Origin of the sequence: Kitasatospora sp. NPDC052868, assembly GCF_044547105.1 — a bacterium.
In the GTDB taxonomy this organism is placed as follows: Bacteria; Actinomycetota; Actinomycetes; order Streptomycetales; family Streptomycetaceae; genus Kitasatospora.
This window is the reverse complement of record NZ_JBITZW010000014.1, coordinates 39,516-53,052: the sequence shown is the minus strand read 5'-3', so window position 1 is coordinate 53,052 and position 13,537 is coordinate 39,516. Positions and strand designations below refer to the sequence as shown.

Here is a 13,537-nt window from a genome sequence, read left to right as displayed (position 1 = left end):
TGCGGAACGCGTTACTTCTTGACCGGGGGGAGGATCTCGCGCCCGCCCAGGAAGGGCCGCAGCGCCTCCGGGACGACGACCGAGCCGTCGGCCTGCTGGTGGTTCTCCAGGATCGCCACGATGGTGCGCGGGACGGCGACCAGGGTGCCGTTCAGCGTGGCCAGCGGGCGGACCTTGCCCTCCTCGCGCATCCGGATGGCGAGCCGGCGGGACTGGTACTCGGTGGTGTTGGAGGTCGAGGTGACCTCGCGGTACTTGCCCTGGGTCGGGATCCACGCCTCGATGTCGAACTTGCGCGCGGCCGAGGAGCCGAGGTCGCCGGAGGCGACGTCGATCACCCGGTACGGCAGCTCCAGGGCGTTGAGGAAGTCCTTCTCCCACTGCAGCAGGCGGCGGTGCTCGGCCTCGGCGTCCTCCGGGGAGGTGAAGACGAACATCTCCACCTTCTCGAACTGGTGGACGCGGATGATGCCGCGGGTGTCCTTGCCGTAGGTGCCGGCCTCGCGGCGGAAGCAGGACGAGTAGCCGGCGTAGCGCAGCGGCAGCTTGTCCGCGTCGATGATCTCGTCCATGTGGTACGCCGCGAGCGGGACCTCGCTGGTGCCGACGAGGTAGCGCTCCTCCTCTTCGAGGAAGTAGACGTTCTCGGCGGCCTGGCCGAGGAAGCCGGTGCCGTCCATGGCGGCCGGGCGGACCAGGGCGGGGGTGATCATCGGGGTGAAGCCGGCCGCGGTGGCCTGGGTGATCGCCATGTTGACCAGGGCGAGCTCCAGCAGCGCGCCGACACCGGTCAGGTAGTAGGACCGTGCGCCGGCGACCTTGGCGCCGCGCTCGGTGTCGATCGCGCCGAGGATCTGCCCCAGCTCGACGTGGTCGCGGGGCTCGAAGCCCTCGGCGGCGAAGTCGCGCGGGGTGCCGACCTCCTCCAGGGTGACGAAGTCCTCCTCGCCGCCGACCGGGGCGGCCGGGTCGATGAGGTTCGCCAGCGAGCGGAGCAGGCGCTCGGCCTCCTCCTTGGCCGCACCCTGCTCGGCGTCGGCGGCCTTCACCTCCTCGGCGAGCGCCTTGGTGCGCTGCAGCAGGGCGGTCTTCTCCTCGCCCTGGGCCTTGGCGACCTGCTTGCCGAGCGTCTTCTGCTCGTTGCGCAGTTCGTCGAAGCGACTGCCCGAGGACCGGCGGCGCTCATCGGCGGAGAGGAGGGCGTCGACCAGGTCGACGTCCTCGCCACGGACGCGCTGCGAGGCGCGTACTCGGTCAGGGTCCTCACGAAGCAGGCGAAGGTCAATCACGGGCCCAAGCCTACCGGGCGGGTGCCCCTCCACCGGTACGGATTTCCGGCTGGGGATAACTCGCCCCTACCTGTGGATAACCCTTGTGGGCAATCGCGCGGCGAAAGGTTATCCACAGGCGGAACCGGTGGGCTGTGGATGATGGGGCCCGCTCGGCGGGCCGTGTGCGCAACCAGGGAATTGAGGTTTCAAACCTCATTTGACCTTCCCGAGTGAGGGAATTGAAGCACTCGCACGGGTGATTTGCTGGCACACGGGTGACTCTGGTCCGATTAGTCATCTCTGCGCCGCTTACCAATGATCCGACCGATACCGGCAGTGGCTATACCGGTTTGTCGACTCGTCCCCAGGCCTGTGGATAACTTTTGGCTGTGGACAGCCGGGAGCCCTGTGGACAGCCGGTTCCGCCGGTGCGGGGCCTGTGGACGACGGGTGCGGTGACCCGCCCCGCCATCCGGGCGCAGTCGAAAACAGTCAAAAAAGGGTGGGGAAACGAAAGCCGACGGTCAGATGTCGCCGCGGCCGTCGAGGCAGCGGGAGAGCCAGTCCGCGGCCTCGGTGAAATCGGTGTCCGAGGTGCCCGGCCGCTGGTGCTTGGAGACCTGCTGGTCGGCGCGCGGATAGGAGCCGAGGAAGCGCACCTGCGGGCAGATCCGCTTGAGGCCCATCAGCGCCTCGCTCACCCGGCGGTCGGTGAGGTGGCCCTCGCAGTCGATCAGGAAGCAGTAGCTGCCGAGCCCCTCGCCGGTCGGCCGGGACTCGATCCGCATCAGGTTGACCCCGCGCACCGCGAACTCCTGGAGCAGCTCCAGCAGCGCGCCCGGGTGGTCGTCCGGCAGCCAGAACACCATCGAGGTCTTGTCCGCGCCGGTCGGCGAGGAGACCCGCCCGGGCCGGCCGACCAGGATGAACCGGGTGGTCGCGTTCTGCGCGTCGGCGATGTCCTTGACCAGCGGGTCCAGCCCGTAGATCGGGGCCGCGAACTCGCCCGCGAAGGCGCCGTCGAACCGCTCCTCGGCGACCAGCCGGGCGCCGTCCGCGTTGGAGGCGGAGGACTCCCAGCGGGCGTCCGGCAGGTTGGCGGCCAGCCAGCGGCGCACCTGAGGCTGGGCCACCGGGTGGCTGGTGACGGTCTTGATGTCGGCCAGCTCGGTGCCGGGGCGCACCAGCAGCGCGAAGGAGATCGGCAGCAGCACCTCGCGGTAGATCATCAGCGGGGAGCCGGAGGCCAGCTCGTCGTTGGTGGCCGTGACGGCGCCCTCGACCGAGTTCTCGATCGGCACGAACGCCCCGGAGGCCTCGCCGGCGCGCACCGCGTCCAGTACCAGCGGCACCGAGGCCAGCGGGACCAGCTCCCGGGTCGCCGCCTCGGGCAGGGTGCGCAGCGCCGCCTCGGTGAAGGTGCCCGCCGGGCCGAGGTAGGTGTACCGGGTCGCCGACATGCCGCCTCCGAGCGAATGGGTGGTCAGGTCAGTCACCTTAGCCACTCCGCCGATCGGTCACGTCCGGATTCCGGTCCGTGGTCACCGGGCCCGCTCCAGCAGCGACTGGCCCACGTAGCCGCCCTCCGGGGCGCCCGGCGGGACGGCGTACAGCCCGCTGGCCTCGTGCCGCAGGAAGCGGGAGAGGCCGTCGCCGCGGGCCAGCTTGCGCTGGACCGGGGTGAAGCCCTGGCGCGGGTCGGACTGGAAGGCCAGGAAGAGCAGTCCGGCGTCCGGGGAGCCGTCGGCCAGCAGGCCGTCGTGGTACGAGAAGCCGCGCCGCAGCATCGCCGCACCGCCGTTGGCGGTCGGGGCGGCGACCCGCACGTGGGCGTCGGAGGGGATGGCCAGCGCGCCGTCCGGGCCCTGCGCGGCGAGGTCCACCGGGGTGTTCTCGCCGCCGGAGGCGGGGGCGGAGAGCGGGGCGCCGTCCGCCTTGCGCCGCCCGATCACCCGCTCCTGGCGGTCGACCGGCAGCGCCTCCCAGTTGTCCAGCAGCATCCGGATCCGCCGGAACACCAGGTACGAGCCGCCGGCCAGCCAGGCCGGGCGGTCCTCCCCGCGCGTGCAGAACACCTTGGCGTCGAAGCCGTCCTGGCCGGGCTTGGGGTTGTTGGTGCCGTCGATCTGGCCCATCAGGTTGCGGCCGGTCATCGGCTGCGCGGTGGCGCCCGGGGTCCGGGCGAAGCCGGACATCTGCCAGCGCAGCGCCGCGGTGCCGGCCGCCTGGCGCTGGAGCACGCGCAGCGCGTGCACCGCGACCAGCGCGTCGTCGGCGCAGATCTGGACGAGGAGGTCGCCGTCGCCGCGGGCCGGGTCGAGGGCGTCGCCGGGGAAGGCGGGCAGCGGTTCGAGCGCCGCCGGCCGGTGCGCGGTCAGCCCGGTCTTGTCGAACAGGGCGGCGCCGAAGCCGAAGGTGACGGTGAGCGAGCACGGTCCGGCGTCCAGGGCGATCTGGTTCTCGTACTCGGTGGCCGGCTCCCCGGCGGCCAGCCGCGCGGCGCTCTGCGACCAGCGCCGCATCAGCTCCCGCAGCCCGTCCGGGCCGACGCCGCCGGCCAGGTCGAAGGCGGCCAGCTGGACCCGGGCCTGCTGCGGCTCGACGATGCCGGCCTGATGTTCCCCGTGGAACGGCAGCCGGGCGGCGCCGAGCGGGCGGCCCGGCACGGCGCCGGGCGCTCCGGCGCCGCCGGCGGGGGCGCGGTCCAGGGCGGCGGCCCCGGCCGCGCCGACGCCCGCCCCGACCACCAGCCCGGCCCCGGCGGTGCCCAGCAGGGCCCGCCGGGTGAAGCCGGTACGCCCGGGCCCGTCGGCCTTACCGCCCGGGGCCGCCCCGCCGTCGGTGGTGGTGTCCTGCAACGCGCTCACCCGATCTTCAGCTGCTTGATCTCGGTGGTCTGGTCGATCTCCGAGGAGCGGACCTGCACCGACACCACCCAGTTCCCGGCCAGCGGCAGCTGCGCGGTGCCGCTCCAGCGCCCGGTGCCGTCGGCGGTCAGCGCCACCGGCAGCGGGCCGAGGTCGCGGTCCGGCAGGGTGAAGGCGAGCTCCACCTCGGGGACCTCGACCGGCTGCCCGTCCGCGCCGTCCAGCGCGAGGTGCACCTCGTTGGGCCCGGTCCGGACCGGATTGAGGGTGACGGTCGCGGTGCCCTTGGCGTTCGGGGTGCGGCCCTTGGTGTCGTACGGGAGCTTGAGCTCCAGGGTCTGGCCCGGCACGGTCTGCGGGGCCGGCGCTCCGGGCGCGGGGGCGGTGGCCGGGGCGGACCCCGCCGAGACCTCCTGGGCCACCCGGCCGGGCGGCGAGTTGGTGAGCATCGTGGTGACCACCAGCACGGCCACCGCGACCAGCGACTCGACCAGCACCGAGCGGCGCAGTCCGGCCCTGGTCGGGGTGAGCGCGCGGTCGCGCCCGGCGCTCTCCTGGGCGGCCTGCTGACGGTCCAGCTGGGCCTGCCGGACGGGGTCCTCGGAGAGCGCCGCGACGGCGACCGGCTCACGGGCCTCGACGGCGCCGACCGGCTCCGCCTCGACCGGGGCGGAGCGCAGCCGGGCCGCCCAGGAGCGGGAGACCCAGGCCACGCCGAGCATCGCGACCACGCAGCCGGTCTTCACCAGCAGCAGTCGCCCGTACTCCGTCCCGGTCAGCGCGCCCCAGCTGCCGAGGCCGCGCCAGGACTGGTAGACGCCGGTGGCGGTGAGCACCGCCACCGAGCCGAAGGCGACCTTGGAGAAGCGGTCGACGGCGTCCGAACCGAGGCCGTGCCGCAGCCCGACCAGCATCGTGGCGAGGCCGCCCAGCCAGAAGGCCATCGCGATCAGGTGCAGCATGCCGAGCGGCAGGGCCAGCCAGACCTGGATGCCCACCGCGGCGTGGTCGGCCCCGACCCAGGTCGCGGAGAGCGCCACCGCCAGCACCAGCCCGGCCACCCCGAGGCCCAGCCGGGCGTCGCGCTGCGGGCGTTCGGCGGCGCGCTGCTCCAGCTCCCGCAGCTCGGCCTCCTCGGCGTCGGCCGGCTTCAGGGCGTCCGCCTGGGGTGCGTCCGCCTGCGGGGCGTCCGCGGCCGGGCGGGGCGGCTGGCCGAGCTGGCCGACCAGCAGCGACAGGAACACCCCGCTCGCCGCGAGCAGCAGCAGCCGGGCGGCCAGCGCCGTGCCGATCCGCTCGTCCAGGGTGGCGCGCACCAGCGACAGGTCGAGGGCCTGCCCGACCCCCGAGCCGCGCTCGTACGGGCCGCGCAGCATCAGCACCGCGACGGTGGAGACCAGCAGGGACACCCAGCCGGTCATCAGCAGCCGCTGCACCTGGCGCAGCACGGCCCCGGCCGGCCAGCAGATCAGGACGAACGCGGCGGCGCCGGCGAGCAGGGCGAAGGCCAGGTAGGCGACGGTCCGCCCGGTCCCGTAGAGGGCGGCGACCACCGGGTCCGCCTCGGCGGTGTTCAGCGCGGTGGCGGAGACGGAGGTGTCCGAGGGCGCGCCGATGGAGAAGGTGAACGCGCCGCCGATCGGGTGCGAGTCCTCCGAGACGGCCCGCCAGGCGACGGTGTAGGTGCCGTTGGCCAGGCCGCTGTTCAGCCCGACCCGGGCGGTGTTGTCCCGGCCGTCCGCGTGCACCGGCCCTCCGGTGTCGACGGCCTTGCCGGCCGGGTCGAGGACCCGGACCGAGTCGCCGGACAGCGAGACGGCCTCGCTGAAGGTCAGCGTGACGGACTGCGGGGCGGTGGGCACGACCGAGTTCTGCGCCGGGTCGGTGGACTGCAGCGCGGCGTGTGCGGCGGCTGGGCCGGCGCCCGCGAGCAGCAGCGCGAGCACCGCGCCGAGCATTCCGAGCAGTGCGGCGATCCGGCGGTGGCTGGCCTTCGGCATCTGGCGGGTCCCTTACTGCTGGCCGGGCTGGTCGGGCCGGGCGGACTGACCGGGCTGACCGGACGCGCCGGACTGGCCGGACTGGCCCGGACGGTAGGTGAGCTCCTTGACCGGCACCTTGACCGAGATGGTGCCGGTCCTGGCGAAGGTCAGGTCGAGCTCCAGCTCGTCACCGAGGACGGGGGCCTTCTGCCACCCCATGATCATGAGGTGGGTGCCGCCCCTGGCGAGCTGCAGCGCGCCGTGCGCGGGGACGTCCAGGCGCTCGACCTGCTCCATGGTGGAGGTGGTGGAGCGGTGCATGGTGACCGACTCGGCGCCCGGGCTGGAGACCTTGAGCAGCTGGTCCGCGCCGCCGTCGTTGCGCACGGTCAGGTACCCGGCCGCCATCCCGCCCGCCGGGGGCAGCGGGATGTAGGAGTCGGCCACGCTCAGCCGGGCCGTCCCGTCGCCGCCGCCGTTCCCGCCGCCCGACCCGCAGGCGACCAGCAGGGCGCCGCCGCCCAGTGCCGTCGCCAGCGCCGCGCCCGCGAGTGCCGTGCGTCGGAAGCCGAGGGGGCCGCCGAGTGCCTTCATGCGGCGACCCCCTTGGCGAGCAGCGGGAGGTCGTGCTCGTAGACCTGCTCCTCGGTGCCGCTCAGGTAGAGGACGTGCGCCTTGTCGTCCGAGGGGAGGAAGGCCAGCACCTGCGCGCCGTGGGTGGAGGTGACGGTGCCGTCCGCGTTGGTCACCGGGTCCTCGATCAGGATGCCGAGCGACTTGGCGGCGGTCTTCACCTTGGCCAGGTCCCCGGTGAGGCCTATGAAGTCGCTGCCCATCGAGTCCAGCCAGGTGCGCAGCACCTGCGGGGTGTCGCGCTGCGGGTCGGTGGAGACGAACACGACGTTGACCTTCTGGCGCTCCTCGGCGGAGAGCTTCTTCATCGCCACGCCCACGTCGCCCATGGTGGTGGGGCAGACGTCCGGGCAGCTGGTGTAGCCGAAGAACAGCAGGGTGGCCTTGCCCGCGGTCTGCTGGCGCAGGTCGTAGGGCTTGCCGGAGGTGTCGGTCAGCTGCAGGTCGGGCTTCTCGAAGTTCTTGCTGAGCACGGTGCCCTGGTACGGCGAGTCGGCCTTCTGCCGGGTGACCTTGGCGGGGCTGGTGCCGCCGTCCGAGCCGCAGGCGGTCAGGGTGAGCGCGGCGGCGAGGGCGACGGCGGCGGCACCGGCCAGGCGGGCGGTGCGGGGGGTGCGGGGCATGGCGGTGTTCCGATCGGGTGCGCGGTGGTCACCGGCGGGGGCCGGACCCGTTCGGGTCGGGTCCGGCCCCCGCCGGTGCGAGGGTCAGGAGGCGGCGCTGCCGTTCTTGCGGCGCAGGCCGAGGACGCCGAAGGCGGCACCGATCAGACCGACGACGATGCCGACCACGCCGAGGACGCGGGCGGTGGAGTCGCTGCTCTTCGCGTCGCCGTCGCCGGAGGCCTGCGCCTTGGCGTCGCCGTGGCCGTGGCTGTCGGCGGAGGTGGCGGCCGGGGAGGCGGTGACGCCGTGGGCGTCGTCCGAGGAGGCCTTGGAGAGGGTCAGGACGGGGGCGGGCTTGGCCGGCTCGGGCTGGCCGTCCTTGGCCTCGTCGATCCAGCGGACGACGTCGCCGTTGTCGTAGCTCTGCAGCGCCTTGAAGGTGAGCTTGTCGGTGTCGGTCGGCAGCGGGCCGAGCGAGACGCGGAACTCCTGGAACTGGCCGGGGGCGATCTTGATGCCCGCGTCGGCGGTCCAGGTGATCTTGGCGACGGCCTCGTTGACGTCGTTGCCGTGCACCTTGATCGGCTTGTCGAGCTTGGCCTTCTCGATGGTCGCGGTCCAGCCCGGCAGGGGCAGCGTCCGCACGGAGGCCAGCGGGTGGTCGAGCGGGAGGTTGACCTCCAGCTTCACGGTGGAGGCGGAGTCGCTCTCGTTCGGGACCCGGAAGTCGACGGCGGTGTAGCCGCCCTGCGGGGCGCTGCCCGGGTTGACGGTCACGTGCGCGGAGGCCGGGCCGGCCAGCACCACGACGGAGGTGGCGGCGGCGAGGGCGACGGCGGCGATACGGCGGGTGGCCAGGGAACGCATGATGGGTGGTCTCCGTTCGGAGGCTCGGCGGCAGGCCGGCTCCCGGGCACGGGGGTCCGTGCACCGGCGGGCGCCGCGCGGCGTGGGGGGACGTCTGTGGGGCCGCAGGACCGCGCGGAAGTGCGGGTACGGCTGGCTGCTGCGCACACCCGGAGCCCGGTACGGCAGGGGTACCGGAGGCGGGTCAGTACGCGAGGGCGCCGAACGGAGGGCCGCGCCGGACCACGCTGTGCCGCAGCGCGGCACCGGTCGGCAGCGGGTCGCCCCCGCTGCGGGCGCCGGGGCGGCGGACGGGGCCGCCCCCGGTGCCGAGCAGACCGCGCAGCAGTGCGGCGGCCAGCGCGAACGCCGTCCGCAGCGGCGCGGCCCAGTGCTCCCGGGCGGCCGAGGCGGTGATCCGGACCAGCCGCCAGAGCGCCGCCTCGCCGCGCCGCAGCCACCAGCCGGCCACCAGGGCCGCGGCGAGGTGGCCCGCGAGCATCGACGGCGTCATGCCGAGCACGCCGCCCTGCCACCAGGGCGCGACGGCGTACGCCTGCGGGTCCAGTCCGGCGCTGGAGACGAGCTGCTCGGCGGACGGGCTGCCGGGCAGCCCGATCAGCGTGCCGGGCCGGGCCTCGTTGCAGATCAGCCGACCCGCCACCTGCGGCAGCGAGAGCGGACCGGAGGAGGAGCCGCCGTGGTGCATCCCCGACAGGCCGGCCATCGCGGTTGCGTGGCCGCCGAAACCGTGGAAGAGACAGTGCAGGCCGAGCTGGCCCGCACCGAGCGCACCGGCGATGGCGGCGAGCGAACGCTCCCGCCCGCCGAAGGCCACGGCGAGCACCAGGACGGCCGCGAAGCCGGTCGCGAGTGCGGGCAGCGCCACGTTCCCGCCGCCGGCCAGGGCGTGCCCGGCGGCCGCGATCAGCGTGCAGACCAGGGCGAACGGCACCGCCCGCGCAAGCCGCAGATCCCAGGCGGCGGCCCCGACCGGCGCGTCCGGTGCGAGGGCGCCCGGGTGCGGGGCGGCGGCGGGGGCAGTCATGGCCGGGCCATCATCTCATCGCGTACCCCGCCGACGCGGGCAGGGTGGGAAATCCCTACGAATGCCCCGTTCGGCCGCGGCGCGCGCGCCCCCGAATGCGCCGCTCGGCACAGAGCACGGCGTCAGTCCATCCGCCGAACGGGCGGTACCGGACCTTCGACACGGTTCGCCGCCGGATCCCCCGGAGATACCTAGTTGTATGTGGAGCCGCAGCCAGGAGGGACCTCCCGTGGACATCTGGTGGACTCTGCACCTCAAGCGCGACCCGGCCAGCGTGCCGCTGGCCCGGCGCATACTGCTGGGTGCCATGGCGACGGCGGGCGTCGACCCGCAGATCGCCCAGGACCTCGGCGTCGCCCTCAGCGAGGCGTGCGCCAACGCCGTCGAACACGGCGCGGGCGGCCGCCCGGACGAGGGCTTCCAGGTCACCGCCTCGATCAGCGGCGACCGCCTGCGGATCGAGGTGACCGACTCCGGACCAGGCGTCGCCGCCCCCGCCCCCGCGGTCTTCCCGCCGCCGCTGCGCCGCCCGACCGCCCCGCCGGCCCGCCCGGCCCCGCGCCGCCGCACCCGCCGCGGCCGCGCGACCCTGCCCGGGGCACTGCTCACCACGCACCGCCCCCGCCGCGACGGCCGCCCCTACGACACCCACGTGCTCCCGCCCTGCCTCCCGCCCGCCCCGGCCCCCACCCTGCGCCCGGTCGACCTCGACACCCTCCCCGACCTCACCGCGGAGAGCGGCCGCGGGCTCTTCCTGATCCACGCCCTGACCGACCACGTCCAGCTCCGCAACCACCCCCTCGGCGGCGCGATCGTCAGCTTCGACAAGATCCTCAAGTGGCAGGACGGCGCACTCCTGCAGGCGGCCTCGTAGCATCTGTGGCTCTCTGACCCGCACGAATGGCCTCTTCCTGGGCCCAGGTCGCGGCGAACGCGAGGCCGGGATCAGGACGCCAGGGCACACGTGGGGCACATGATGTGGGCCTTCAGGGCCCTCGCCAGACCATCGGGCAGCGGGACCTGCCGGACCTTGCCGCCCCTCGGCAGCGCGAACACCATCTTCTTCGCCACGAACCGGACCTGCCGACGTCCTCGTCAACAATGCGGGCGCCTACCCGCGCATCCCATGGGGCGACCTCGGCGAGGACGAGTGGGCGCGAGCCATCGAGTCCAACCTGACCATCCACGACCTCACTTGCCGGGCCATCAGCCCCGGCATGGCGGAGCGCCGGTGGGGCCGGATCGTCAACATCGGCAGCGTCAACGCCCGCGCCGGCCGCCCCGGACTCACCGCCTACAGCACCGCCAAGGCCGGACTCCTCGGCCTCACCAGGTCGCTGGCCAGGGAACTTGGACCGGCCGGGATCTGCGTGAACACTGTCGTACCCGGAGCCATCCAGGTCGAGGCGGAGAACGACCTGCCCGCCCGCCACCGCGCCCGCCCCGAGGACCAGATCCGCCGCCAGTGTGTCCAGCGCCGAGGCCGCCCCGAGGACGTCGCCGCCGCAGTGGCCTTCCTCGTCGGCCCCAGCGCGTCCTTCATCACCGGCCAGTCGTTGCACGTCGACGGCGGCCGGCTCCTCCACTGACCCGCCCGTCCCACCGAACAGGAAGCAGGCCACCATGCAGCACCGCGTCCGCGCCGTCCTCCTCACCCCGAACGACACCATGCTGCTGATCAAGCGCATCCGCCCCGGGATCGACCCGTACTGGGTGATCGTCGGTGGCAAGATCGAACCGACTGACGCCAGCCCCGAGGACGCCCTCCTGCGCGAGGTCCGCGAGGAGATCGCCGGAGAGGCCCAGATCGTCAGCCTCCTCCACACCATCGAGACCGCCGACGAGCGCCAGGACTTCTACCTCGCCACCATCGCGAAGTGGAGCTTCGAGGACCGCACCGGCCCGGAGTTCAGCCAGGAAGGCCGGGGCGAGTACCTCCTCGAAGAGATCTCCCTGACCGCCGATGCCCTCGACGCGGTCAACCTCCTACCTCAGGACTTCGCGGCCGTCCTGCGCGAGGCCGTCGAGCGCGGAGAACTCCTCGCCGTCCGTTGACCGTAAGGGTGGCCGGGGTCGACTCGGTCACCCGACATTCACGCACAACCCGAGACGGCCACCGCACACGGATCCGCCACGAAACGACGGCCCTTGATGTGATCAAGACCGCTGCGGCAAAAGGACCTTGGTGTGGCGGGTGATGAGGACCTTCGCGCAATCGATCACGGCCGTGAAGGAGATCATCGTCGATCCGGAGGGGACTCCTTCCATCGGCGACCTCCATACCGTCGTCGAACGAGGCGTCAGCAGGGAGTTCTGCTCGGCCTTGGCCCAGATCCTGGCCGAGCCGGCAATCGGGGAGTTCGAAACGACCTTCGACCGGGCCGATTCTCTGCCTGGCCCGGCCGCCATGCCCGACTCCATCTTCGTCAAGAGGGTCGATTTTATCTGCGAGGAAGGTATCAATGGGCGCCGACAATCGGGCCGGATCATTTCTCCATGGATGCTTCGGCAATCCGGGGCGGTAGGCGGGGATCTTCTTCGGTGCGGTGGGTGCGACGGGTGAGTGGGCTGCACGGCGGCCTGGTCTGACGGCCGGGGCCCCCGGTTGCCGGTGCCGCACGGCCGCCGGACGATGGGGGAATGATGCACCAGATGCGCGCCGAGTACGGCGATGGCGGCCCGGCCGCCGGGGTGAGGCTCTGGCACATGGTCCGCGGTTCGGAGGCCGTGGCGATGTGCGGCAGGGAGCTGGACGCGGACGCGGCCCTGCGGGAGCCGTCGGACTGGGGCAAGACGCCCGAACTCTGCTGCCACACCTGCGGGGCGTACTACCTGCGCGAGACGCCGTACCTGGCCACCGAACATCCGTAGGCACGCCGTCGTGGTCGGGATGGAGGACCCGCTGGTCCGGCCCCGGTCGCTGGTCCGCGAGGCCGCTGGGCTGCGGACCGGCGAGCCCGGCCTGCCCGTCCACGTCGACCGGCTCTGCGACCGGATCGAGCACGTCGACCCGCTGATCCGCGCCTTCGTGTCCGAGCCCGGACGGCACGCCCGACTGCGCGCCGAGGCCCGCGCGCTGGCCCACCGGCACCCCGACCCCGCCGCCGCGCCCCCGCTCTACGGGGTGCCGGTCGGGGTCAAGGACGTCGTCCACGTCGACGGGCTGCCCACCCACGCCGGCTCCGCGCTGCCGCCCGGCGTCCTGGCCGGACCGCAGGCCGCCGTGGTGGACCGGCTGCGCGCCGCCGGGGCCCTGGTGGCGGGCAAGACGGTGACCGCCGAGTTCGCGTCCAGCGCCCCCGGTCCGACCCGTAACCCGCACAACCCCGCGCACACCCCGGGCGGTTCCAGCAGCGGTTCGGCGGCGGCCGTCGCGGCCGGGCTGGTCCCGTTGGCCATCGGCACCCAGACCGTCGCCTCGGTGGTCCGCCCCGCCGCCTACTGCGGGGTGGTGGGCTTCCGGTCCACCTACGGGCGGATCCCGATCGACGGGGTGATCCCGAACGCGCCCAGCTTCGACACCCTCGGCGTGTTCACCGCCGACCTGGCCGGCGCCGCCCTGGCCGCGTCCCTGCTCTGCGACGGCTGGCAGGAGGCCGGGGGCGGCCCGCCGCCCGTCCTCGGGGTGCCCGTCGGGCCGTACCTGGAACGGGCCGGGCCGGCCGCGCTGAAGGCGTTCCGGGAGCAGCTGGACCGGCTCACAGCAGCGGGATTGACGGTGCGTCAGATTGATCTGCTGCCGGACTTCGAGCAGCTCGCCCGGCATCTGCGGACCATCGGCCGCTTCGAACTGGCCCGCACCCACGCCGACTGGTTCACCCGCTTCGGCGCCCTCTACCGGCCCGAGACGGCGGCCGCCATCCGGCACGGCCAGGGCGTCGACGCGGAGGACCGCGAGGCCGCGCTGCGCGCCCGCGCGCACTTCGGCGAGCGGCTCGCCGAGGAGACCGGGCGGGCCGGGGTGGACCTCTGGCTGGCGCCCGCCGCGACCGGCCCGGCCCCGCTGGGCCTGGACGGCACCGGCGACGGCATGATGTGCCTGCCCTGGAGCTACGCCGGACTGCCCGCGCTCAGCCTGCCCGCCGGCCTGGCGGGCGACGGTCTGCCGCTGGGCCTCCAGGTGGTCGGCGCGGCCGGCGGCGACGAACGGCTGCTGGCCGGGGCCGCCCTGCTGGAGCGGGCCCTGGTGCCAGGTCCCCGGCCTACGGGGGGCTAACCCCCGCCGGGGTCGACCGGGCCGCCGCACTGTGTCCACCCCCTCCCGCGCGGGAGGGTGGGGACATGC

13 protein-coding genes and 1 pseudogene are annotated in these 13,537 nt (G+C 73.9%); 6 read left to right on the top strand and 8 right to left on the bottom strand.

Annotated elements, in window-relative coordinates; genetic code table 11:
- Window positions 1-11 precede the first annotated feature (11 nt).
- The 8 genes from serS to ACIGZJ_RS23550 form a co-directional block, all read right to left on the bottom strand.
- Window positions 12-1,289, bottom strand: coding sequence for a serine--tRNA ligase (gene serS, locus ACIGZJ_RS23585; protein WP_396459069.1), 1,278 nt, complete (start codon window positions 1,287-1,289; stop codon window positions 12-14).
- 506 nt (window positions 1,290-1,795) lie between these two features.
- A complete protein-coding gene (pheA, locus tag ACIGZJ_RS23580) occupies window positions 1,796-2,731 on the bottom strand; it encodes a prephenate dehydratase (protein ID WP_396459175.1) in 936 nt (311 codons plus the stop codon).
- A gap of 81 nt (window positions 2,732-2,812) precedes the next feature.
- The gene (efeB, locus tag ACIGZJ_RS23575) at window positions 2,813-4,129 is read right to left on the bottom strand and encodes an iron uptake transporter deferrochelatase/peroxidase subunit (protein ID WP_396459174.1); all 1,317 of its coding nucleotides are present in this window, start codon (window positions 4,127-4,129) and stop codon (window positions 2,813-2,815) included.
- A 5-nt stretch (window positions 4,130-4,134) separates the two neighbouring features.
- On the bottom strand, window positions 4,135-6,138 hold the full coding sequence (locus ACIGZJ_RS23570; protein WP_396459068.1) for a FixH family protein: 2,004 nt from the start codon (window positions 6,136-6,138) through the stop codon (window positions 4,135-4,137).
- Window positions 6,139-6,150: 12 nt separating this feature from the next.
- Window positions 6,151-6,714, bottom strand: coding sequence for a copper chaperone PCu(A)C (locus ACIGZJ_RS23565; protein ID WP_396459067.1), 564 nt, complete (start codon window positions 6,712-6,714; stop codon window positions 6,151-6,153).
- Window positions 6,711-7,376 carry an SCO family protein gene (locus tag ACIGZJ_RS23560; RefSeq protein ID WP_392930005.1) on the bottom strand — a complete coding sequence of 222 codons (666 nt, stop codon included), beginning with the start codon at window positions 7,374-7,376 and terminating at the stop codon, window positions 6,711-6,713. The genes ACIGZJ_RS23565 and ACIGZJ_RS23560 overlap by 4 nt, the downstream gene beginning before the upstream one ends.
- A gap of 84 nt (window positions 7,377-7,460) precedes the next feature.
- Complete coding sequence (locus tag ACIGZJ_RS23555) at window positions 7,461-8,225, bottom strand: YcnI family protein (protein ID WP_396459066.1); 765 nt, start codon at window positions 8,223-8,225, stop codon at window positions 7,461-7,463.
- Window positions 8,226-8,409: 184 nt separating this feature from the next.
- Window positions 8,410-9,252, bottom strand: coding sequence for a hypothetical protein (locus ACIGZJ_RS23550; RefSeq protein ID WP_396459065.1), 843 nt, complete (start codon window positions 9,250-9,252; stop codon window positions 8,410-8,412).
- A 229-nt stretch (window positions 9,253-9,481) separates the two neighbouring features.
- On the opposite strand from ACIGZJ_RS23550, the gene ACIGZJ_RS23545 reads away from it, so the two are divergent.
- The 6 genes and pseudogenes from ACIGZJ_RS23545 (at window position 9,482) to ACIGZJ_RS23520 (ending at window position 13,468) form a co-directional block, all read left to right on the top strand.
- Entirely contained in the window at window positions 9,482-10,126 is a 645-nt protein-coding gene (locus ACIGZJ_RS23545) for an ATP-binding protein (protein WP_396459064.1), read from the top strand.
- 208 nt (window positions 10,127-10,334) lie between these two features.
- A pseudogene (locus tag ACIGZJ_RS23540) lies at window positions 10,335-10,841 on the top strand (SDR family NAD(P)-dependent oxidoreductase); the annotation flags it as partial.
- Window positions 10,842-10,875: 34 nt separating this feature from the next.
- Complete coding sequence (locus ACIGZJ_RS23535; RefSeq protein WP_396459063.1) at window positions 10,876-11,307, top strand: NUDIX domain-containing protein; 432 nt, start codon at window positions 10,876-10,878, stop codon at window positions 11,305-11,307.
- Window positions 11,308-11,479: 172 nt separating this feature from the next.
- On the top strand, window positions 11,480-11,815 hold the full coding sequence (locus ACIGZJ_RS23530) for a hypothetical protein (protein ID WP_396459062.1): 336 nt from the start codon (window positions 11,480-11,482) through the stop codon (window positions 11,813-11,815).
- Between the two features lie 77 nt (window positions 11,816-11,892).
- A complete protein-coding gene (locus tag ACIGZJ_RS23525; RefSeq protein WP_396459061.1) occupies window positions 11,893-12,123 on the top strand; it encodes a hypothetical protein in 231 nt (76 codons plus the stop codon).
- 19 nt (window positions 12,124-12,142) lie between these two features.
- Window positions 12,143-13,468: an amidase gene (locus tag ACIGZJ_RS23520; protein WP_396459173.1), complete on the top strand. Its 1,326-nt coding sequence runs from the start codon at window positions 12,143-12,145 to the stop codon at window positions 13,466-13,468.
- Window positions 13,469-13,537: the final 69 nt, after the last annotated feature.